This window comes from Marivita sp., from assembly GCF_051859345.1.
In the GTDB taxonomy this organism is placed as follows: Bacteria; Pseudomonadota; Alphaproteobacteria; order Rhodobacterales; family Rhodobacteraceae; genus Marivita.
In genome coordinates this window covers 6,318-29,790 of record NZ_JBHYFV010000048.1, presented here as the reverse complement: position 1 = coordinate 29,790, position 23,473 = coordinate 6,318, and the positions used below count along the sequence as shown (strand labels likewise).

Sequence of the window (23,473 nt, the reverse complement as noted above, 5' to 3'; positions counted from 1 at the left end):
TATCACCAGCGGTCGAGAGAGGACCAAACCCTGAACAGAGCTAACTAATGAACGCGGACTCGATGGGGAGCAGGTCAGGTTCAAGGCGATCATCTTCGCCACGGTGGTCTTCAGCTTCTTCTCGAACCTTCTGATGTTTGTCGGGCCGCTTTACATGCTTCAGGTCTATGACCGCGTGCTGGCCAGCCGGAACGAACTCACCCTTCTGATGATCACCGGGATCGCGGTTTTGCTGCTGGTCACTTACGGTTTTCTGGAATTCATCCGCTCCAAGATGCTGGTGCGTGCCGGGTTGCAGTTTGACGACATGCTGGCCAATCCCGCGTTCAACCGCGTGGTGCGCAAGCAACTGGCGTCGCCGAACTCGGGCGCGCACGCGACCTTGCAGGATGTCGACCGGGTCCGCGAGTTCCTGACGGGGCAGGGGATCCTGGCGTTTTTCGATGCGCCCTGGGTGCCTCTCTTCCTCGCCCTGGTGTTCGCCTTCCATCCGTGGCTTGGCATGGTCGCGACAGCGGGCGCGCTGATCATCTTCATCCTTGCGCTGACCAATGAATTCGCCACCCGTAACCTTTTGCAGGAAGCGGGAACCGCCAATGCCGGGGCGTCACATTTCGTCAACACCACGGTGCAGAACGCCGAAGTGATCCGTGCGCTTGGCATGGAAAAGCCGTTGACCAACCGTTGGCTCAAGCAGCATGAGAGCGTGCTTGATGCACAGGCCAAGGCAAGCGGACGGGCAGGGGCCATCATGGCCTCGACCAAGTTCGTGCGGATGAGTCTTCAGATCGCGATCCTGGGCACGGGGGCCTATCTGGCCATCCAGCAGCAGATTTCGCCCGGTATCATGATTGCGGCCTCCATCGTGATGGGACGCGCGCTGGCTCCGGTGGAACAGGCCGTGGGGCAGTGGAAGCAGTTCGTCGGTGCCCGTCAGGCGCATAAGCGGCTGTCTGAAATCTTTGAAACGCTTGGCGACGAAGAGTCCCGGATGCAGCTGCCCGCGCCCAAGGGCAACCTCGTGGTGCAGAACCTGATCGCCATGGCACCCGGTTCCAAGGCGCCGATCCTCAAGGGGATCTCGTTCAATGTCGCGCAGGGTGAAGTGCTTGCAGTGATCGGCCCAAGCGGCTCGGGCAAGTCGACGCTGGTGCGACACATCGTTGGGGCGATGCAGCCGCAATCCGGCGCGGTGCGTCTGGAAGGTACAGAGCTTCATCATTGGGACGCGGACCAGTTGGGTCGCTTCATGGGGTACATGCCGCAGGACGTGAAACTGTTCCGGGGCAGCGTGGCGGAAAACATTTCGCGGTTCCTCGACAATGTCGACGACAAGGAAATCGTGGCAGCGGCAACCCTGTCCGGCGCACACGAGATGATCACCACCCTGAGCGAAGCCTATGACACCGATGTGGGGGATGGCGGCAATGGTCTGTCCGGCGGTCAGCGGCAGCGCGTGGGCCTTGCCCGTGCGGTGTTCCGCGAACCAAGCCTGATTGTCCTGGATGAGCCGAACTCGAACCTCGATGCCCACGGCGAACAGGCACTGGCCAATTGCATTCAGGAAATGAAGAAGCGCGGCAAGACCGTTGTTTTGGTCACGCACAAGGCCAACCTTCTGGCATTGTCGGACAAGGCCCTGATGCTGGTCAACGGCCAGATCGAGAAATTCGGCCCGACCCGCGAAATCTTTGCACAGGCGCAGCAACAAGCCCAGGCCCAGCAAGAGCAGCAGAAGAAAGCTCCCCCTCCCGAGTCGGTGCCTGCTGTTGTGAACATGACGGACAAGCCCCGCGCCTGATCCGGCAACAATTAAGACGAACCGCTCTTGAGGAGCTCGCACGCCAATGATCAAGAAACCAAGTCCCAAACCCGTCGCTTTGGCGGGCTATGTCCTGATCTTTCTCACCTTCGGGGTGTTGGGAAGCTGGGCTGCCGTGGCCAAGCTTGACAGCGCTGTGGTCGCGCCTGCGACGATCTCGCTCGAAGGGAACCGCCGCGTCGTACAGCATTTCGAAGGTGGCATCGTCGAGGAAATCCTCGTGACCGAGGCCAATTCGGTCGAGCAAGGTGACGTTCTGCTACGGCTGAGTGCAGTCGAGGCGCGGTCCAATCTTGAGGTTCTCTCCACCCGTCTGGACGTGGCGCGCATGATTGAGGCGCGTCTTCTGGCGGAACGCAAGCTGACCGGAGAAATCAAGTTTCCGGAGGACCTTGTTTCGGGTGAAAACCAGATTGTCGACATTGTCGACGCGGTCCGGGAAGACCAGCTTGATCTCTTCCGCGAGGGTCGCTCGATCCTCAAATCGCAGGAAGATATCCTGGGCGCGCGCATGGACCAGATCGAAGTGCAGATTGAAGGTCTGGAATTGCAGAAATCCGCTTTCCAGCGCCGTATCGACAATTACACGAAAATGCTGGACCGCATGCGCGATGGCGAAAGCCGTGGGCTCATTCAGGGCAATGTGCTCAGCCAGCGGGAAGACGATCTGATCGAGATTGAAGCCAATCTGGGTCAGGTCATCTCGGACATCGCACAGGCCCGTGCCAGCATCGGGGAAACCGAATTTCAGATTCTGCAACTGACGCAGGAATACCGTCAGAAAGCCAATACGGAACTTGAAAAAGTCCGTGCCGAGATCAGCGAATTGCAAGAGCGCCGTAAGGTGGCCGCAGATGTTTTGAACCGAACGGAAATCCGTGCTCCGGGCTCGGGCACGATCCAGAACCTCAAGGTGCATACGGTGGGATCGGTTATCCGACCTGGTGACGTTCTAATGGAACTGGTCCCAGAGGATGAAGAGTTGATCATCAACGCGCGCGTGTCGCCGATCGACAAGGACAATGTGGCACCCGGATTGTTGACGGAAGTGCGCTTCACCGCCTTCAAGACAAAGCTCACACCGATCATGCTTGGTTCGGTCGAAACGGTCTCCGGGGATGTCATCACGCCCGACAATCCGAATGAGCAGCCCTACTTCCTGGCGCGTGTGACTGTGGACGAGAACGATATCCCGGAAGAAATCAAGGATCGCCTTACAGCAGGGATGCCCGCCGATGTGATCATCACCACGGGTGAGCGTACCGTGGCGAATTTCATCGTGTCCCCGCTCATGGATGCAGTGCGCAAGAGCATGATCGAAGAGTGAGATAAAGGGCAGGGGGCCAGATCCGCTGTCATTCGGCCAAAACAGAAAGACTGGCGCTCTTGATCAGAACGCCGGTCTTTTTGTGTGCTGACGGCTTTCTGCGATCAGGCGATCATGTCAAATTGCTGGAAGTCCGCGGCGAGGCCGATAAAGGAAATGGTCCTGCCATCTTCGGCTTGCCACTGAATGAACTCTGTCTCACCACCTGTCACCGCAGTGCGGTCGATCATGATGACCTCGTTCTCCAGTTCAATAAAGCCAAGGTCCCCGTCTTTCGCTTCCAGGAATTCAATCAATCGCTGCGCCAAATTGTCGAATTCCCGGACATTTGCACTGCGATCATTTGCTGAAACATCAATCAGATCGAAGAGGGCAAAGGCGTCCATGTTGGAGACATCAAAGCTGGCCTTGATCATGGTCTGACCGAGCTGGAATTCCTGCATCAGCGGCTGCCATGTCTGAACGATCTCGGACAAGGTCAGCGGGAGGCTGTCCTGCGCCGCTTCGGCAGAAAGGGTGTCATTGCCGCTGGCCTGCGCGCTGTCTGTATCCAGTGCGGGGTCCGTGCGCAGTGCCTCCGGGGCGTCTTGATCCGGGTCACTGTTCTTGTTGCGGATCACTGCCGGGGCCGCCGCCTTGACCGGGACGATTGCGTCCTCGGCGACGACCTCTTCTGTCAGATGTGTCAGGTCCTCCTCGGCCCTCGCCGGGTCGTTGATCAACACCTCGGCCACATCGGTGCTCAGCGACAGGTCCAGACCAAGGAAATCCGCCAGCATGGCCAGAAGGGCATTGCCCTCGGCACCTGCGGGGATATCAAGTTCGGCTGTTTGCTGCGCCTCATCACTGTATTTGGTGAAGCCAAGCTCTTTCAGGCCTTCCAGCACCTTGCGCTGATTGTCGAGCAGGACCGTTTCGGACATGAAGCCCATCGCGATGGCGATCGTGCTCAGGCCCATGGTGAAGGCATTGTTCTGGACCGTCAGACCCTGCTGCTGTTGCAGTTGGGCTTCGCGCAGTTGCGCATGTGCTTCCAGCGCGGACGCCATGTGATCGGACGCGTTGGCGCCATCCCTGATCAAATGAGAGACGTCCACGGTGTCATCTTCAAAGACCATGTCGATATCGATGGTCCTGGCGGTCTCGACGGCAAACATGCCGTCGAAATCCAGCAGGGCATCGCTGTCACTGTCGGTTTCCTCTTCTGGGGCCAGCAGCACCAGCTCTTCGGAGGCAAGGAAAAGGGTCCAGATCAGCGCGGCAAGCATGGCCGATGGGTGCAGACGCACCTTGCCGCCCCGTTCGAGGCGGATCACACGACGCGTGGAGTCATCCTCAGAGCCGCCGGTGGGCAGAGCCTGATTGGTGAAATCCGCGATCAGCGCGTTGAAATCCGCGCCGCGCAGGGGGCGCAGGACATTCGGGCTGTCCAGCAGATAGAGACCGTCGATGCGGCAAAGATGGATGAACACCTCTCCGCTGGCATGACAGAAGACAAACCACGGATCGCCTTCGTCCGAGACGCCGCGATCGGTCTCGACCGGGACATTGGCTCCGCTGAGCAACTGTCGCACACGGAACAGATCCGCGAGTTCCTGGTTGCTCCAGTCTTTCTTTGGATCGGGAAACAGGGTCGGAAGGCCCGTTTTGCTAAGGCCACCAAGGCTGACCGCCCCATCCTCATTTGTGCGGAACGATAACGTCTGGTTCTCGTCAGTCAGGAAGTCCTGCCCCGAAGGAGCATGACCTTTGTTCCGGAAGGTGAGGATTTTCGCCATAGGGGGATCGTCCCGATCAAACTAAACCGTGTCGTACTGTACCGCTGATCGCCGTTCCGATCCAGAGAAGATGCACCGTTTTCGTGGCCCGCAGGCAGGCCCCGAAAATGCCCCGTACCGGAGGGGCGTCAGCCGGCGTCTTCGAACAGGATCTGGTAGGTCAGCGGTTCATAATAGCGCAGAAGTTCACGAACGAAGCTTCTTGGCTCCTGTCCAAGCGCCTCGGCCCATTCGCCGTAGCGATGTGCCGGGATCTTGCCGCGACCGTTTTCCAACTGCGAAATGAAGGTGTAATAATCCAACGACAAACGGTCGGCGAGATCGCGCTGCGACAGCCCTTCGGCTTCGCGCAGTGACTTCAGCCACAGACCCAAGGTCGCACGTTGTTCCTTGGCTTCCTCAGGCGTCGATTTGTGCAGCTCTGCAAGCATGGGTTAACCCTCAATTGGCAGCATCGGGGAAACACACCTGCCGAGTGGAGACAGGGGTGTTCAGTGAACCACTATATAGCAGGATTTCGCCGATGGCAAATGGTGTCGTGGGGTTGTGATCGAAAGTGATGGAAAAACAGTGTTTCGTTACAAATGCAGAGTGCAAGATGTGTTTAGGTCTCTGATAATGATTAAGAATTCGCCAGTTTTGGGAGCTTTGCGTGGAGCAATGCGAATCATCCTGCCGCGTTGAAAATTGTGTCCACCTGTTTTTGTGAGACAGGGTTTTTCTAGGTTACCAATGGGATTCTGCGGACTGGAAAAAGTGATACAGTCAAATGTGGTTTTTTCTGCACTATTGCCTTTTGTTGGGCGGGGATGTTGTGTTCATGGCTGACGTAGCTACAGGTTGAACAGAGTCATGACTACTTGCAGAGTTAACCTTACCATGAACCTGCTACGTGTTCCCAGGGTAGTGGCCGAGAATTTACTACTCCCGAGGGATGGATGATTCCCCGACAAAAGCGAAGTTCCACGTTCTCGGATTACCTTGCTCGTGTGCTGGTCCAGAATGATTTTGCGAGCTTTGCTGCGGGACTGCTAATCCTATTGTTTGCCGGGCTTGGGCTTCAGTGGTTGGTTTTCTCAACCGACAACCGGGATTTCTTCGGCACAAACAATCCTGAACTTCAGGCCGTTGAGCATCTGGAGGATGTCTACGCTCAATCTGATATTTTGCTCTTTGCTTTTGTTGCGGATCACGATCTGTGTACGCCTTCGTTTCTACAGGATCTCAGTAGATTTACCGATGACGCATGGCTGATGCCGGACGTTCTGCGCGTGGAATCGATCGCCAACTTTAACCATAGCTATAGCGAGAATGACGACATCATCGTTGAGACGCTGGTGCCTGAGGGTGGCAATTTAACCGAGGAGGATGCACAGCGGATACGCGATATCGTGCTGAACACGGATGAGCTCGTCAACCTTCTGGTCTCGCCCAATTGTCATGCTCTAGGTCTTTTTGTTGACCTCATCCCGAAAGATCTTGCCGCGTTGCCGCGTTCTGAAATGGCCAAGGTCGCTCAGGAAATGCAGGCGCAATGGCAGGCATCATTGCCGAATGTATCGGTTCACCTGACAGGTGACCTTTTGGGAGGAGTTGCAATAAACGAAGCGGCGTTGCGGGATCTGACGAGTCTGATCCCACTCGCCTTTGCATCGGTGATGCTCCTTATGGTGCTTGGGTTTGGCACACTCAGTGGCTGGCTCGGAACGGTGCTAGTCACTTTGGGCGGCACCGTTGCAACGCTGGGATTTGCTGGTTGGCTCGGCATCGCCTTGATCCCTGCAACCGCAATTAGCCCTTTGGCCGTTATGGTGCTGATTACGGCCTCCTGCGTCCATATCGTTCTGGGCTGGACGCGCCGCATCGCCAATGGCGACAATCGGTTTGAAGCTACGCAGGACACTTTTGCGGAAAACCTTGCCGCCATTTCCGTCACGAACTTGACGACGGCGATTGGGTTTTTGTGCCTTAATTTCTCGGAATCCCCGCCTTTGGCGCAGATGGGGACCATCGTCTGTCTTGGCATTCTCGTTGGATGGGTTCTCACTGCGTTATTCTTGCCGTTGATCTTGTGCCGTGCGCCGGATCGCCAGTTCAGGCCTTTACGCATCTCTCCGGATGCCATGGCGCGTCTTGCGCGTTTTGCTCTGAATCAGCGCGGGGTTTTGACCACATTTGTGCTACTCCTTGTGATCTCTATTGGCGGGCTGACACAGCTCCGCTTCAACGACAGCGCGCTGCGCTATTTCGATGAAAGCTTCACCTTTCGCACCGACAGCGATGCCATCGAAGAGTCGCTTACAGGGATGGAAACCGTGCAGTTTTCGTTGCAGGCCGGTCCTGGCGAAAGCGTCTTCGCGCCAGAATTTCTTGGTCGGGTTGAACGTTTCACCGACTGGCTGCATGCGCAGGAGGGCGTCGTTTTTGTGGGCAGCGTTACGGATGTCCTCAAACGCCTGAACCAGACCCTGAACGGCGGTGATCCCGACGCCTACGTGCTTGCCGACAGCCAGGAAGCCAACGCGCAGGCGATGATGTTGTACGAACTGTCCCTGCCGATGGGCATGAACATGAACAAAGTGCTCGATATCGATCGGACCTCTACAAGACTACTGGCAGTGCTCAGCGGTGTCGACGGGCAGGACGTCGCCCTTTTTGCTCGTGATGCCGAAGCATGGTTGCGAGAAAATGAACCTAAGATTGCCACGCAGGCTGTGGGGATGGGGGTTGCCTTTTCCAAGCTCACACAGCGCAATAACCAAGCGATGATCTACGGCATGCTCACCGTGATGGTGCTGGTCTCGGTCTTGATGATCGCGACGCTGCGGGACGTGAAGCTGGGGCTGATCAGCCTTGTGCCAAACGTGTTGCCTGCGATCCTGGGTTTCGGCATCTGGGGCTGGTGGGTCGGAGACGTCAATCTGGGTTCTACAGTTGTCACCACGATGACTTTTGGCATTGTTGTGGATGACACTGTACATATCCTGATGCACTACCAACGCCATCGAAAAACCGGTATGACCCGGGACGAGGCGCTGGAGCTGACCTTCCGAACCGTAGGGACAGCGCTGATGGTGACCTCGATTGCAATCTGCAGCGGGTTCTTCATCATGACCCTGAGCGGGTTTGCGATAAACCAGCATCTGGGCGGCTTGACCGCCTGTATCATCGTTCTGGCTTTGATGACTGACCTGATCCTGTTGCCGGCGCTTTTGAAAAGGACAAACTTATGACCCTGTTTCGCGTGTTTCTCTCGGCCCTCCTGTTTTGTGCCAGCCTTGGCAGCGCCTCGGCGCAAAGTGCCGAACAGAAAGGTCAGCAGATCGCGCAGGCAGCAGAGACCGCGATATCCGGCTATGCGGATTTCACCGTGTCGGGTGATATGACGCTTCAGACTGCGGGCGGGGGCACCAGTGCCCGGCGTTTCGAGATGAAAAGCGTCGAATTGAACGGAGGTCGGGAAACGCGCTCGCTTCTGGTGTTCGACTGGCCCGGTGACATTCGCGGCACGGCGCTGCTCACCCATGCCTTCGATACCAAGCAGGATGCGCAATGGCTTTACCTGCCCTCGGTGGGGCGGGTGAAGAAGATCTCTGGCTCTGGACGGTCGGGGTCGTTTGTGGGCAGCGAATTTGCCTATGAAGACATGGTCGAACAGGATGTGGCCAACTACAACCATGTCTGGGTCCGCGACGAGGCTTGCCCGAATGGTGGTGGCCAGTGCCACGTGATCCAGCGTACGCCGCGCCAGAGCTCAGGCTATTCCCAGCAGATCGCGTGGATCGACACCGCCGGGAAACGCTATCAGACGATCCAGTATTACAACCGTCGCGGCCAGCTGAACAAAACCCTCGTGATGAGCGGATACCGCACCTACAACGGCCGCTTTTCGCGCCCGTCCCGCATGACCATGGTCAACCACCAGACCGGCAAGCGCACGGTGCTGGACTGGAAGGACTATCGGTTCAATACCGGTCTGCAGCCCAGCGAATTCACCCAACAGGCGATGACACGCTGACGGGCTGCGGGTAAACGCGTGGTTGTCACCACACAGGGCCAAAATCTGTCACAAGACCGGGGGCATCTCTGGCCTGATCCATATCCGGGTCTGTAGTGTTTGCGGGACCCACTCTTTCTTTTGATCCGGAATCCAAGGCACAGGTTATGCAAACTCTTTTCAAGACATGTGTTCTCGGGGTCGGGCTGTGCGGGCCGCTTGCAGCACAGGCACAGGACCTGTCCTTTGAGGGCGACCTTGGCCTGACCGCGCGGACTTTCTTCGAGGACGGCGCGCTGGAGGGACAGATCGGCAAGGGCACGAGCCTGATCGGATCGCTCCGTCTGGCCAGTTCGGCCAGCCTGTCTTTCGGACAGGTTGTCGGTGAAATTCGAGGCCGCAAGGACGAAAAGACCGGAGCACAATCCTGGGATTTGTCCAAGGCATATGTCGCCGGGGAACTGGGACGTGTCCGGTGGCTTGTTGGCAGCGATGTGGTCTTCTGGGGGGTGACGGAATCCTACAACCCGGTCAACATCGTCAACCAGCGTGGCAATTTCACCTCCAGCGAAGAGGTCGAGCGGCTGGGTCAGCCGATGGTGTCGGTGTCCTTCGATACCGACAGGTTGGGCACGTTCAGCTTTTACGGCCTCGTGGGGTTGCGCGAACTTGACTACGAAGAAGCCGATCAGCGCCTGCGCTTCGATGTCGTGCCGGATAGTGACCGGGTGATGTTCGAAGCTGAGGATGATATTGATGTCGCCATCCGCAACAGCAATTCCATCAGCACCGCCAACGGGTCTCTGGACTATGCCGTATCGCTGTTTTCAGGCCGTGACCGTCAGCCTGTTTACCTGCCGGGCTGCGCCTTCAAGCAGGACAGCGTCGACGAGGCCACCTGCGATGCGGTGAATGCGAATGTGCAGGACGTCTATGAAGGGCTGCGCCCAAGCGATATCGGTGACGATCCGATTGCCGCTGCCTTTGACCGGCTGGACCCGGCATCGCAGGTTTTCCTTTTGTCGGGCAACAGCGTTGGTGCGGTTCCATATTATCAGCAGATGCGGCAGATCGGACTCGAGCTGGTCTATTCGACCGGCGACTGGCAACTGAAATTCGACGGCGCAAAGCGGTTCACGGACCGGGAAGACTACTTTTCCGGGGTGATCGGGGCGGAATACAGCTTTGGCGACCTGTTCAGCACCGGTGGCGGTCTGACCGGGGCGGTGGAATATATCTACGACGACCGTTCAGATCTGCAACCGCGCACCTTTCTGGACGACGATGTCTTTGTCGCGCTGCGCTATGACCTCAACAACGTGGCCAACACGTCGCTGTCCCTCAGTGGTCTGAAAGACCTTCAGACCGACAGCACATTGGTGAATTTCAACATCTCGTCGCGCCTGACCGACAGTGCCCAGATCGAGTTCTCGACCGTTTTCATCAATGCCGATGACACGTCCGACCCGCTGTCGGGTCTGGACGATGACGACTTCATGGAACTCAGCCTGACCTATTTCTTCTGACGCGACGCCTCAGACCGCAAACGGATTGTCCAGAATACCCACCAGCGGCATCAGGAATTCGCCTGAAGCCGGATCAAGCGCATCCAGGTAATAGCCGTCAATGGCGGCCACAGCGGCATTGACGCCGATGGATGTGCCATCGAAGAGGGCCATCGCGGCCGAGGCGTTCTCGACGCTGGACATGCCGTATGTGACCGCGAAATATCCCCCGATATCGGTTTTCGTGGCAAGGTATTGCTGGTCGGCCAATTGCTGGGCGATGAAATCATCCGTGGCGCCCTGCGGCGGGGGCGCTTTTGCGCCTTCCAGCACCGACAGGATGAACTGGTCGCGCCCGACACCGCCGGACTCCAGCGCGCCGACCCAGAACTCGAACCCGGCCTGATCCGGCACCCGGCCCAGCACGTTGTCGTAGACCGCACTGGCGAAATCCGCATTGCTCAGGGTGTCGGGATAGGTGGCGCGGGTCTCTGGCTGGTCAATGAAATAGCTGGCCGATTGTTCAAGCGTGACGCCATTGGCAAACGCCGTTCCCCAGAACGACAGGCCCACCGCATCCGGCGCGCGGTTGAAGTAGGCGATATAAAGCTCGATGAAGGTTTCCAGGTCGCTCCCGGAAAGACCGCTCAGACCGGCAAAGGTGGTCAGGTCAAACGGCTCTCCCAGAAGGTTGGTGTCGAAATCCAGGAACTCGATCCCGGTCAGCGTGTCGGTGCCGTTCCCTTCGGCGCGGCGGTCCTCGATGGTCATGCCGGAGGGGCCCAACGTCAGGGTATAGCTGGCCTGCGCGCCGCTATAACCGGCGGTGTCCGTGCCTGGCCCGCCATTCAGAGCATCATCGCCGCTGTCTCCTTCAAGCGTGTCATTGCCGCCATTGCCAGAAAGGCTGTCATTGCCGCCACCGCCGTTGATGAAGTCGGCAAAGCTGTTGCCGGCCAGCGTGTCGGCGGCACTGAAGGGATCGGAGAGAACCTGGATATCTTCGATGTTTGTCGCAAAGCTGAGAAGGGCCCCAATTTCGCTGCCTTCAACCGCAAGGTTGTTGTTCCTATCAAAGATGGTGAGCTTTTCAAGCCGGACATTGTTGCCTTCGGGCTCCAGCTCAAGTCGGCCGGAGAATGCGCCGTTGTCGAATACAATCGAGATGTTGATTGTGGCAGGGCCGCCAATCGTACCAAACTGCGTCACGTTCCCCAAGTTTCGAATGACACTGATCCAGTCACTGTCAGGCTGCAGATCAAGGCCGATGCCTGCGTTATCGTAGATTTGGATATTTGCCATGTCATCTCACAAGAAGTGCTACATCACCGATTGGTTTTACAGTGGTGGAACACGCCGGAATGCACAACTGGAATGCGCGCCAACTGAGGGCAAATCGCTCCCCCTGACCATAGATGCCTTATTGCGAAGATGGGATGTCATAGGGGTAAGAACCAAGATCAACGGCCGCCCGCACTACAAGGATTGGATTTGGCTGTCTGCCCTATTCCCTCGGTTTCGCCGCTCTGTTTCCACAGCCTTGCAGCAGTCAAATACCAGTCCCTCCCGGTTCGGCTTGGGTCTCAAAGACGTCTCTCGCCCGGAGAAATGCAACGAAATGCAACGCTATGTTGACAATTTGCAACGCCAAAGTGGCTTTTTCCGAGATTCGGCGAGAGAATTTCGTCTGATCCGTCCTGCGCCAGCGGGCCCGCAGCATCGCCATACGGCCCCACAGACGTCCTTCTATCATCGGGGCACATGCAAGTTCGCATGTGATTGCCCATTGAACTGAAGAGGACACTCCATGAGCCCTACAACGCATTCCCTGACGATGATCTTCCTGCGCAACGCGATTGAGGAAAGCCCCAAGACCCAGAAAGAGATCGCCCGGGACGCTGGATTTGTAAATGCCAATGCTTTGTCGATGATGAAGACCGGCGAAACCAAGGTGCCGATCTCGCGAATTCCGGCGTTGGCTGAGGCGTTGGACATCGAAGCAGGGTTGTTTCTGAAAACTGCGCTGCGCGAGTATCACCCCGAGATCTGGATGACGATCGAGGAGCTGATGCGCCCGAAGCTCCACGAGGTTCACGAGGAGATCTTCTACGCCTATGAATGCGCCTGCATGGATGGGCCCATTCCGTGGAGCCAAGGTCTGGGAGAAGCTTTGGGAGGGGTGTTTTATCTGGCCTGTCAGAAGCATGCCGAGGAAACGGAAGGGAAGGTGACGATCTGAAGGGCTCCCGCGATCAGCAGAGCAACATCAGCCAAGTCGTCACTCCCGACGGTCATATGGGACGCACTATGGCACCACATACTGCTCCGTGTGCGGTTGTGCGACTGTTGGATAGCTCCAAGCAGCGGAGGTGTTTCAAGATTGAGGGTCGGCTGTTGGCCGACCTTGTTTGGGTAAGCCTTAATAAGGTCTGGAGAAAGGGAAGCGGCCCAAGTCACTCCGCAGGGGGAGATGGCGCCCGACCTATACCCTGAAGGAACGGGGGCGTCTGCTTTTGGTGGGGGATGTGGTGATTGAAGGAGAGCCGCCCGAGCTCAGATGATTCGCCCCGGGAGCCTGTCAAGATGGAAAACGAAGGAGGGGTGCGGCATAAGGTATCGGTCGACGCTAGATCTAATATCCTCCCCTTTCCCTCTTATATCTCTCTTCCCTTAACTACTCGTGATACTCGTAGAGTTTAATAAGAAGCTTATTAGGAGTCAAGTATTAGATCTAGCGTCGACCGATACCTTATGTCACAGGCTTCCTTGTTGAAAACACTTGACAGAATATCGCGGGACGTCTCGATCCGAATCAGTTGTGGGTCTCGGGGGGCTTGTAAGCGAGCGGCGTTTGGCTGTTGCTCACACGAACAGTAACTGATCTCGCGGGAGGTCTTTCGGCGAACGCATGCTTGGTTCGCCCTTCTCGGGGCGAACCCGTCTCCGAGCGAGCTTCAAAGCCCCCCCACGGATTTCGTCTTCAGGAAACGCTCCTCGGCCTCGCAATGGCCGCGGTCCGGGATTGCCTGGTGACTCGGGGTGAAGTCCCTGCAATTGGTTGCGGGTGGCTCTTGCGGAATCTTGCCGGGCCATTTGGGTGCGGGTTTGGAGATTTCTCGGATTGATCTCGCTTTTATCCCGCAACCGGGCTATTCCCTTCGTTGTGCGGGCCTTGAGGCGGTTCTTTGCTCTCGCGCTGAAGCGCAGGCTGCAATCACCCCGTCCGGGAGCGTCTCACCTGCGGGTGTTGCTGCCCATACAGACCGCTTGCCCCTGAGAGCGCCAGAGAGCGTCGCTGAGTGGGGTTTTTGGTTTTCGCTTGGTTGTGGGCGGGTAGATATGCGAGCGCACTCCACGGGGCTCTCTGCGCCACTCAGGGCCGACCCGCTTCGAGGGTTCCGATCTGTTTCGTCTCCAAGACGGTCTTTGATCGCTTGCTCGGATTGATCATTAATTCTGAATTCGCTTCGTTCACAGGTCAAGACCACAACCAAGTCAAGTTCCTGCAATCGGGAAAGGCGGGGGTCTTGCCTACAAGGCACCTGTACCTTGGCAACACGGTTGCAGGAACCCTTACGTGGGGTGGGAGCGATATGCGGAGCGTTGGTCTGTTTGCGCCGCAACATAAGTGCCGGTCCTTGGATGAAGCTAGCGATAATCGTATTGGGAGCATTCACTAGAGTTGCATGGGACAGTGCACGCACTTGATCTGCTACTGCTTTCGACAGGGTGTGGGGCGTCCTGTTTGAGAACTTCTATACCCAATGAAAAGAAAGGGCTTTGTCCGGGCCGAGACAGGGGCTGACCTGACTGCCAAATCCCTGTAGACGCGGGGCGCGTGCCCTTTTCCGGAACCTTGCATGGCCCTGTCCAACCTTTTCTTCAAATCACGATCCAAGGACGAGCGTCCCGAAAAACGACCGATGTTTTCGGCGCTGGACCGCACCAATATCGCGTGGTTCTGGAACAGCTACCTGAAGTCGAAAACGCCCTGGCTGTTGCTGGTGCTTGGCATGATCACCATTCAGGGCCTTGTCTATCAGCAGTTCCTGGCGCTCACCGAAGACGGGCTCAGGGTGATCTTCGACAGCGGGGCGCTGTCCGACCTGGTGCGGGTCTGCGGCGTTGTCTTTGCGCTGTTCAGCACGCGGGCGCTGATGTCCTATCTCATCCCGCGCCTGTCAGTCTGGCTGGCCAGTGACGCGGTGATGAAGATGCGCCATGATCTGATCGACCATCTGATGACGCTGGACCTGGCGTTTTTCGAACGCACCCAGTCAGGCGAGATCATCCTGCGGTTGGTCAACCAGGCGCAGGGGCTGAGCCAGTTTGTCGGGCAGGCCACGGTGAACGCGGTGCGGGATGCCGCGACGATCCTGATCGTGTCGGGTTACCTGATCTACAAATCACCCACCCTGTTTCTGGCCGCGCTGATCATCCTGCCGACGGTCCTGCTGCTGTTGCAACACGTCTCGTCCACGATCAAACATATCCAGTCCACGGCGGAAAACGCGCTTGGCGCCTACATGACCGGCATCGACGAGATGTCATCGGGCATGCGCACGATCAAGATTGCAGGTCAGGAACCGGTGGAACGGGCGCGGCTTGTCTCGTCCACGGACAACATCCGCAACATCTCGATCCGGCTGCAATCGGCGCAGGCGCTGGTGATGCCGGCGATCGACATGATGGCGGCCTTTGTCTACGTGCTGGTGATCGGCGGCGGCGGCTACATGGTGCTGTCGGGGGATTTCGGGCTCGATGGGGCAGGGATCATCGCCTATCTGCTGGGTCTTGCGCTGATCTTTGATCCGGCGCGCACGCTGGCAAGCTTCTTTGCCAAGCTGCAGGCGAACCTGATCCTGCTCGATGGCATCCGCAGCCTTTACCGCGAAACGCCGTCGATCACCAACGCGCCGGACGCACATGAGGATTTTGACCGCGCGGGCGACATCCTGCTCGAGGATGTGCGCTTCAGCTATGACAAGGATCACCCGCTCTTTGACGGCCTGTCGATGCGCTTTGAAGGCGGCAAGATCAGCGCCATCGTGGGCGCAACCGGATCGGGCAAGACCACGGTGCTGAGCCTTCTGACCCGGCTTTATGACGCGCAGGGGGGCCGCGTGACCATTGGCGGGACGCCCATCGATACGCTCAGGATCAAGGCGCTGCGGTCGTCCTTTTCCGTGGTGGCGCAGGACATCGTGATCTTCAACAGCTCGCTCAGGGACAACATCCGCTATGTGCGCCCGGACGCGACTGACGAAGAGGTGCGCGCCGCCGCCGAGGCGGCCGAGATCGCCGATCTGATGGATGCGCGCGGCGACAAGCCGCTGGGCCCCAAGGGCAGCCAGCTCTCTGGCGGGCAGAAACAGCGCATCGCCATCGCCCGCGCGTTTTTGCGGGAATCCCCGATCCTGCTCTTGGACGAGGCGACTTCGGCGCTGGACCAGAAGACCGAGGACAAGGTCAAGCGCGCCCTGAACCGCCTGTCCAAAGACAAGACCACGCTGATCGTGGCCCACCGCCTCTCGGCCATCACCCATGCCGACTGGATCTATGTGCTGGACGCCGGAACAGTGGTCGAACAGGGCACCCATGCCGACCTCCTGGCGCAGGACGGGCTTTATGCCGGGATGTACGGCGCGCAGAAGCAAAGTTACGGCTAGGGCTGTCGTTGCGCGCACCGGTTCAAAAAACATCCTGATAACACCGAGGTTTGACCCCCAACCGATTGACACTCGCGCCCGGACGCTTCGTGATGGCGCGACGACAGGATCGCGGGTTTTGGAAAGTTTATGCGCAACGCAACATACGCAACGGCACTGACCCTGATGCTGGGCTGGCTGCTCTGGATCGGCAAGCCGATCCTGCTGCCGGTCTTTGCCGCCGTGATCTCGGTCTACATCCTGTCGACCGCAGCGGCGAGCATGCAGGCCGTGCCGGTGCTGGGGCGTCTGCCGGCCTGGGCGCGGCGCGGGTTGATCCTGATCCTCTTCACCATCGTCGTGGTCCTGCTGTTCATCCTGGTCATCAACAACCTCGTGCAGGTGGTGGCGATCCTGCCGCAATACGAATCCAATCTCGAACAGCTCATCACCCGCAACGCCAGTCTGCTTGGGATCGAGAACGAACCGACATGGGAAAACCTGCGCAGCGCGACGCTGGACCAGGTGGATGTGCGGGCGTGGATGACGCCGGCGCTTCTGTCGCTGCGCGGCTTCGGCGTCACCCTGTTCCTGGTGGTGCTCTATTCCAGCTTTCTGGTCGCCGAACGCGGTGTGATGGCGCGCAAGGTCATGATCGCCGTAGGGGACGAGCAGATGGGCGAGCGGGCGATCTCGCTGCTGTCGCGGATCAACGAACGGATCGGGCAGTACCTTTTTGTGAAGACCGTGCTCAACGTGATCCTTGGCGCGATCTCCTTTGTGATCATGCTGCTTCTGGGGATCGAGTTTGCACTGTTCTGGGCCGTGCTGATCGCGTTCCTGAACTACATCCCCTATATCGGCTCGCTCATCGGCGTGATCTTTCCGGTGCTGCTCAGCCTGGCGCAGTTCGGCACCCTGTCGATGGCGGGGGCGGTGATGGTGTCGCTGACGGCGGCGCAGATCTTCGTCGCCTTCGTGCTGGAACCGCGCATGATGGGCCGCGCCTTCAACCTCAGCCCCTTCGTGGTGCTGTTGGCACTGGCGTTCTGGAGCACGCTCTGGGGTCTGCCCGGCGCCCTGCTGGCGGTGCCGCTGACGGTGAGCCTGGTCCTTGTCTTCGCCGAATTGAAAACCACCCACCCGATCGCCGTTCTGCTGTCGGCGAATGGCAAGGTGTGATACTTCCCCTGACCGGTTGAAGAGCCGCTGAACAGCGGGGCCATCGCCTTGATCAGGAAAAGTCGAACCCGGGCGCACAGAACAATTGATCGGACACGCGATCCGCCGCACTATGGGCGCGCTTGCTCCAGATCTTTTTCGACGCGTCTGCTCAGGAGATTGAGATGTATAAGTTTGAAGAATGCTATAAAGCCAGCCGGGACGAACTGAAGAAATCATCCGCTTTCGAAAAGCTTCCCAGTGCGACGAAATGTATTGATTTGTCTATGGTATTTCCGACCGAGGGGCCAAAACGAACGCATTATTCCGCGCTGACACAACTGCGCGGCACCCTGTCTTCAAGTGCCAAGACATCAAAGCAGTCAGAAGGCGAACTGCTGGTCGCGGCCTGCGGCGCGGCGACCGACTCAGCGACGGACACGATTGTCAAAGGGCTCAACGACGAAGTGGCGGCGCTCAAGATGGCGCGGCACATGTACCTTGTTCACATGCGCGGCGGCCAGGATGTGTGGGTCTTTTCGCCGCCGGTTCACTATACCGAATGGCTTCAGGACGAATTCAAGGGATTGGGCAACAAGGGTCTGGCCACCTGGGCAAGCCAGACCGATGAGGTCTATTCCAAGGCCGACAAGAAAGCCATGGGAGAGGCAACACAGCTTGCCCTCTCATGGACAATGAAATGCATCTCCAAGCTGGGATCGCCGGATGATGCCACCAATACCGTCATCAAGCGGTGGTTCTGTGCCTCTGCCGCAACCGAGGACGAGGTCAAGACACTCGCCACCAAACTGTTGCGTGGCCTCAGCAAGATCGCGACGGTCCTGAACAGTGGCATGCTGGTTCTGTCTGACGAACCCATCGACCGAAACAGCGGCGGGTGGAAGGACTATGCCTTTGTTTACAAATCGGAAAAGATGAATGTCATCTACATTCAGAAAGCCACGCTGAGTGCCGCCCTCGGGAACAAGATGTGGGATGCGGCCCTGACCATCGTACACGAGCTTTCGCATCGCGAACTTGGCACCGATGATCACCGTTATGCCGATGATGGGCCTCTCAGCCCGGCCTCGGCGACCGGTCTGACCAAGGAACAGGCGCTCGACAATGCCGATACCTGGGGGTTCTTTGCTGCGGATCTGAACGGGGCGATCTCCAGCGGTGTGCGCAAGACGGCAAGTGGTCTGGCCGCCTGACGACGGTCGACACGCCGCATACTCGCAAAAGAAAGGCCGATATCATGACTGGACCTGCTGACGTGGCCCCGGTGACGCTCGACGGGGTGCGATACGAGGCACTTCACTGGGGCAAGCAGCGCGGACTGGGCCAGAACGGCGGCTTCGTGGCCGCCTATGACGCGGAAAGCGGAGAGGAATTGTGGGTCGAACGCATCTACGAGATCGTCTACGGGGACAAGTCGCCACAGAAATATGATATCTTCATCCGCGATCTGACACCGATCGATAACGGCACCGCGCTGCGCATCACGGACGGCACGGGCCGGGTCTTCCGTTTGATCCTGTCCACAAGAGATGTGCTTCTTGTGGCCGAGCCCGTCACGAGCCCGACCAAACCCAGCCCGATGAAGCCTCCCCCCGCGACAGAGTGATCCGCACAGCGGCTACTCATGGGACGGGCTTCGACACCGCCAGGTCGCGGAAGCCCAAGTCCGCATCGCCGTCATGAATGGCGACACGGCCCTTGGCATCCCCATCACACAAGCCTTAGGGTGAACCCGTCCGGGGGAAGGGGCCTTGGGCATCAGACGATTTGTGCAACAGTGCCACTCCAACCTTAAACGAACTTGAACTATTTCTCGGTATGTAACCGAACCGCTAAAATCAGTGCTATTGAAGTGCCTTTGTCTCTGCTGTGCTTATGCTGGCCATTTGATTGAAACCAAACAATAATGCGGGACAAAACCAAGCAACACTGCGCAGCTGCTCGCGCGCCTAGGATGAAATGGTAGATTTCTTGAATACAAATACCAAAGCCGCAACAGCCGGTAAGATTTCCAGCGATCCTCTCATTGCAATCGTAGGATGTGGTTTACGCCTTCCAGGCAATCTACATTCTCTTGAAGAGCTTTGGGACTTTCTTCTTATTGGTGGTGACGGGATCCGTGATCTGCCAGAAGGCCGTTGGCGGTACGATTTATATGATCCACAGCCACGGTCAGGCAGCACATATGTGCGCAGAGCTGGCTATGTCGATGGGATTGATCTGATCGACACTTCCTTTCTTGGAGTTTCTCCCAAGGAAGCAGCGCAGATTGATCCGCAGCAGCGCATGTTGATCGAAACGGCATTCGAGGGTCTAGAGATGGCAGGTCTGCCTCTTCACAAACTCTCGAAAACCCGAACTGGCGTCTTTGTTGGCATTTCATCCAATGATTACATTCAGTTGATGATAGATGATCCGAGGCATGGAAACGCCTATTCAAATACAGGTGGTGCGCTCAGTATCGCGGCAAACCGAATCTCCTATGCGTTCGATCTCCGCGGCCCCAGCATGGCAATTGACACCGCATGCTCGTCGGGGTTGACCGCCCTTGACTATGCCGTCCGTTCCCTGCGCCAAGGCGTCTGCGAGGTTGCGATCGTAGGTGCCGCCAACGCCTTGATTAGATCAGAGCCTTTTGTTGGATTTTGCGCTGCGACGATGCTGTCGCCGGACGCACAGTGTCGCGCCTTCGATGCTGATGGCAAAGGGTTCGTCCGCGCGGAGGGTGCTGTTTCCTTTATTTTGAAACCGCTTGATGTGGCTTTGCGGGAAAATGATCCCATCATTGGTCTTATTCAAGGCAGTGATACCAACAATGATGGCCAGACCAGCGGTCTGTCACTTCCCAATGGCGACGCGCAACAGGAGCTGTTTGGGCGGGTATTTTCCCAAGGCAATATCGACCCTGACAATATTGCCTATGTTGAAGCACATGGGACAGGTACAGCAGCCGGGGATCCCATTGAGGCCACCGCGATTGGCCGTGCCATCGCCCAGAAACGTAGCGGAGATGCACCTCTGCTTATGGGGTCGATCAAATCCAACATTGGTCACATGGAACCGGCATCGGGTCTCGCTGGATTGGCTAAGGCTCTTTTGTGCCTACGCCATAGGCAGGTGCCTCGCTCACTCCACTTCGAAACACCAAACCCTGCGATCGATTTCGAGACTTTGCGCATAAAAGTTCCACAAGAGACAATGCCGCTTGCCGACACAAAGGGGCCGGCAATGGTTGCCGTGAACTCGTTCGGCTTCGGCGGCGCAAATGCCCATGTCGTGGTTTCCGAAGCTCCCGCCCAAGAACATGTCACGCTAGACACGCCTTCTGCGCCTTGGATTCTAGTGTCTGCGCGGTCCCCTGAAGCACTGAAGAATGTCGCTTCGGATATCGCGACATATGTCGAAACGAATGCGGACACGCTATCCCTTGGCCATCTTTGCAACACGCTTTTGACGCGGCGATCCTGGCATACGCATCGCGCCGCAATCTGGGGCGACAGTCTTGCAGAGATCCGCGAAGGCCTTGTGGCCGTGGCACATGACCGCGAGCATAACCGCATCATGCAGAGTAACGCCATTTCCGGTGCGCGGACCGCCTTTGTCTTTACTGGCAATGGTCCCCAATGGTGGGCGATGGGCCGAGAGCTTTTGCAAGCTTCGGACATTTTTCGGGACACTTTAGAAGAAATCGATGCTCAATTTCGCACCGTCTCGGGACTCCGGCTTATCGACGAGATGTCGAAAACAGAAGAAACCAGTCTCATGTCGCAAACTGAGATTGCACAACCTGCGCTCTTTGGGGTGCAGGTCGGGATCGTGCGGTGCCTGGCGGCACAGGGGCTCTTCCCAGACGCAACAGTCGGGCACAGTGCAGGCGAGCTGGCGGCGGCCTATTGCTCGGGGCAATTTGATCTCGGTACAATCATTCGCATCGTGTCGGCTCGCAGCCAAGAGCAAGCGAAAACTGCCGGAGCAGGTGCGATGGCTGCGATCAGCCTCAATGTCGACGCGGCTCAGGCTGTGCTTGCGGACTACGACAGTCTGGTGATTGCAGGGGACAACGGGCCGGAGGCGGTGAGCATCGCCGGCAGCATCAACGAGATTGATGCGCTTGTTGAAGAACTGTCTGCGGAGGGTATTTTCGCCACGCGTCTGAAGCTCAACTACGCGTTCCACAGCCCGGCCATGGATCCGATCGAGCACAGTTTCCGGCACAGGATCGAGACTGTGCATGGTCGACAGGGTGAAACTGCATTTTATTCCACGGTAACGGGCGAACGTTTGTCCGGGACGGACATGGATGTTGAGTATTGGTGGCGCAATCTGCGCGATCCAGTTCAATTCCGCCCTGCGATCAACCGGATGATCGAGGACGGCTACAACGCCTTTGTTGAGGTTGGCCCGCATCCAAACCTTCTAGGATACGTTAAGGGTACCGCACGCGCAGTCAGTCGAAGCGTCCGTTTGGTCGAAACCCTGCGCCGTGAAACCGACGAGACCGATCAGCTCCGCCGAGCCGTCGCAAGCGCTGCGGTTTCGGGCTCAGCGATTGACCTATCCCGCCAATTCTCGATCCCGGCCCAACCATTGGCCCTGCCGCGGTATCCTTGGCAGCGGGAGCGCTATTTCAATGACGCACATGCTCGACCACCGGTTGCCGCATTGCCAACCAAGCACATGTTTCTGGGGTCTCGCATCTCGTTGGGAAAAGATGTCTGGCATAATGACATCACGCTGAGCCGACTGTCTTTTGTCGGGGATCACATGATACGGGATGCTGTCCTTTTCCCGGCCACGGGTTTTCTGGAAACGGCGATTGCTGCTGGCCGTTCTCTCAGTGGCGAAGACACGCTGGAACTGCGCTCGGTCCGTATCGAGAAGGCACTGGTTCTCCAACCGGATCGCGAAGTCGGATTTGAAACCTTCCTTGATCGCAATGATCACAGCCTTTCTATCAGAAGCCGCGCAATTTCAATTGAAGATGACCGCGACGGCATCTCAGAGCCATTTACTGAACATGTGCGCGCAGTATTGGAAACACGCCCGGCGACCCCAAAATCCGTCGATCTCGATGCGCTGCGCGCACGCATGACCCGGGGCCACCGCACAGCGGAAGAACACTATGCGCTAACCGCCGAACGTGGCCTGAATTATGGACCTCTGTTCCAGACCGTTGCCGGGATCGAGCTTGGCGATGGAGAGCTTCTTGCCGAGCTGAACCGGACCACGGGTGCGGGTTCGAACTTCACCATAGATCCAATGATGGCGGATGGTGCCTTGCAAGCGATGATCGGTCTGATTGATTCAGGGCAAGACCGTCGCCTGTTCTTGCCTGTGCAGTTGGAACGCTTGATTGTGCGTGGCAATCTCAAGGACAGCGAGGCGGTCTATGCCCATATCGTCACGCGCGGAGCCAACCGTTTTTATCTGAGTGCTGATATTGTTCTAATCAAACCTGACGGCACTGTTGTTGCCGAAATGTTCGGATTTCAAGTCAGGTCTGTCGGCACCGGAGCGAAGCTTGACGCGTTGCACCTTCGGCATGCTCTCAAACCGCTTGAAATGTTTGACACCTCAGTGCCTGAATTAGATCCTGAAACTCTTCTTCTTGTCGACGACATACACCCCGCTTTTGCCAAGCGGCGCACAGTGATGTCAGATTATGACCAAGCGCTTGAGCGCTTAACAGCCGCTTTCGTCGCCGACACGTTCTTCCAGCTGTCTGGCGGCAGAGATTTCAACATCGCCGACTTCCTGAAGCAGGGCCTCGTCGCGACCGAACATCGTCGTTATTGCGAGACCATTCTGGGTCAAGCTGTAGCTCATGGCACGATCACACGTGACGGCGATACATATTCTGCGCATCAACAAGCTGATCCGCGCCGCGACTGGGAAGAGGTGATCCGACGCTATCCCGGCTACAGCGCGGAACTCTTTCTAATGGCGCGGATCTGGAAACATCTGCCAGCCCTCTTGAGCGCAGAGCGCCAGTTGCTGGACATGCTGTTCCCATCTTCAGGCAGCCCATTAATGGAGCAAATCTATGAGCAGGGCTTTACGTCTGAGGAAGCGAACCACGCAATTGCAGCGGCCATTGCATGCGCCGTCGAAAAGATGCCGTCCGGGCGCCCGATCCGTATTCTGGAGGTGGGAGGCGGAACAGGTGGAACAACGGCGCACATTCTCGCGGCTCTTGACCACAACCGGGTCGACT

The 23,473-nt window shown here is 57.6% G+C and carries 14 protein-coding genes; 11 read left to right on the top strand and 3 right to left on the bottom strand.

Features of this window, described 5'->3' with window-relative positions:
- Positions 1-88 precede the first annotated feature (88 nt).
- Positions 89-1,801, top strand: coding sequence for a type I secretion system permease/ATPase (locus ACTIEN_RS19820; RefSeq protein WP_439524880.1), 1,713 nt, complete (start codon positions 89-91; stop codon positions 1,799-1,801).
- Positions 1,802-1,847: 46 nt separating this feature from the next.
- Positions 1,848-3,149, top strand: a complete 1,302-nt coding sequence (locus tag ACTIEN_RS19815) for an HlyD family type I secretion periplasmic adaptor subunit (RefSeq protein WP_439524879.1) — start codon at positions 1,848-1,850, stop codon at positions 3,147-3,149.
- A 104-nt stretch (positions 3,150-3,253) separates the two neighbouring features.
- Here the strand turns inward: ACTIEN_RS19815 and ACTIEN_RS19810 are convergent, their stop codons facing one another.
- Positions 3,254-4,927 (bottom strand): hypothetical protein, encoded by a 1,674-nt coding sequence (locus ACTIEN_RS19810; protein ID WP_439524878.1) that lies wholly within the window; start codon positions 4,925-4,927, stop codon positions 3,254-3,256.
- A gap of 128 nt (positions 4,928-5,055) precedes the next feature.
- Positions 5,056-5,358: a helix-turn-helix domain-containing protein gene (locus ACTIEN_RS19805; protein ID WP_439524877.1), complete on the bottom strand. Its 303-nt coding sequence runs from the start codon at positions 5,356-5,358 to the stop codon at positions 5,056-5,058.
- Between the two features lie 507 nt (positions 5,359-5,865).
- On the opposite strand from ACTIEN_RS19805, the gene ACTIEN_RS19800 reads away from it, so the two are divergent.
- The 3 genes from ACTIEN_RS19800 to ACTIEN_RS19790 all read left to right on the top strand — a co-directional run bounded on the left by ACTIEN_RS19800 (position 5,866) and on the right by ACTIEN_RS19790 (position 10,450).
- A complete protein-coding gene (locus ACTIEN_RS19800) occupies positions 5,866-8,160 on the top strand; it encodes an efflux RND transporter permease subunit (RefSeq protein WP_439524876.1) in 2,295 nt (764 codons plus the stop codon).
- Positions 8,157-8,945 (top strand): outer membrane lipoprotein-sorting protein, encoded by a 789-nt coding sequence (locus ACTIEN_RS19795; RefSeq protein WP_439524875.1) that lies wholly within the window; start codon positions 8,157-8,159, stop codon positions 8,943-8,945. Before ACTIEN_RS19800 ends, ACTIEN_RS19795 begins: the two co-directional genes overlap by 4 nt.
- Positions 8,946-9,091: 146 nt before the next feature.
- Positions 9,092-10,450: a hypothetical protein gene (locus ACTIEN_RS19790; RefSeq protein WP_439524874.1), complete on the top strand. Its 1,359-nt coding sequence runs from the start codon at positions 9,092-9,094 to the stop codon at positions 10,448-10,450.
- Between the two features lie 9 nt (positions 10,451-10,459).
- On the opposite strand, the gene ACTIEN_RS19785 is transcribed toward ACTIEN_RS19790, so the two are convergent.
- On the bottom strand, positions 10,460-11,731 hold the full coding sequence (locus tag ACTIEN_RS19785; protein ID WP_439524873.1) for a DUF4214 domain-containing protein: 1,272 nt from the start codon (positions 11,729-11,731) through the stop codon (positions 10,460-10,462).
- A gap of 505 nt (positions 11,732-12,236) precedes the next feature.
- Here ACTIEN_RS19785 and ACTIEN_RS19780 point away from each other — a divergent pair.
- The 6 genes from ACTIEN_RS19780 to ACTIEN_RS19755 form a co-directional block, all read left to right on the top strand.
- Complete coding sequence (locus tag ACTIEN_RS19780) at positions 12,237-12,668, top strand: helix-turn-helix domain-containing protein (RefSeq protein ID WP_439524872.1); 432 nt, start codon at positions 12,237-12,239, stop codon at positions 12,666-12,668.
- 1,621 nt (positions 12,669-14,289) lie between these two features.
- Positions 14,290-16,098 carry an ABC transporter ATP-binding protein gene (locus ACTIEN_RS19775; protein WP_439524871.1) on the top strand — a complete coding sequence of 603 codons (1,809 nt, stop codon included), beginning with the start codon at positions 14,290-14,292 and terminating at the stop codon, positions 16,096-16,098.
- A gap of 129 nt (positions 16,099-16,227) precedes the next feature.
- Positions 16,228-17,259: an AI-2E family transporter gene (locus ACTIEN_RS19770; RefSeq protein WP_439524870.1), complete on the top strand. Its 1,032-nt coding sequence runs from the start codon at positions 16,228-16,230 to the stop codon at positions 17,257-17,259.
- 164 nt (positions 17,260-17,423) lie between these two features.
- Positions 17,424-18,452 carry a M35 family metallo-endopeptidase gene (locus tag ACTIEN_RS19765; RefSeq protein WP_439524869.1) on the top strand — a complete coding sequence of 343 codons (1,029 nt, stop codon included), beginning with the start codon at positions 17,424-17,426 and terminating at the stop codon, positions 18,450-18,452.
- A gap of 44 nt (positions 18,453-18,496) precedes the next feature.
- Positions 18,497-18,865 carry a hypothetical protein gene (locus ACTIEN_RS19760; RefSeq protein ID WP_439524868.1) on the top strand — a complete coding sequence of 123 codons (369 nt, stop codon included), beginning with the start codon at positions 18,497-18,499 and terminating at the stop codon, positions 18,863-18,865.
- Positions 18,866-19,218: 353 nt separating this feature from the next.
- Positions 19,219-23,473 (top strand): type I polyketide synthase (locus ACTIEN_RS19755; RefSeq protein WP_439524867.1); only part of this gene is annotated, 4,255 nt, incomplete at its 3' end.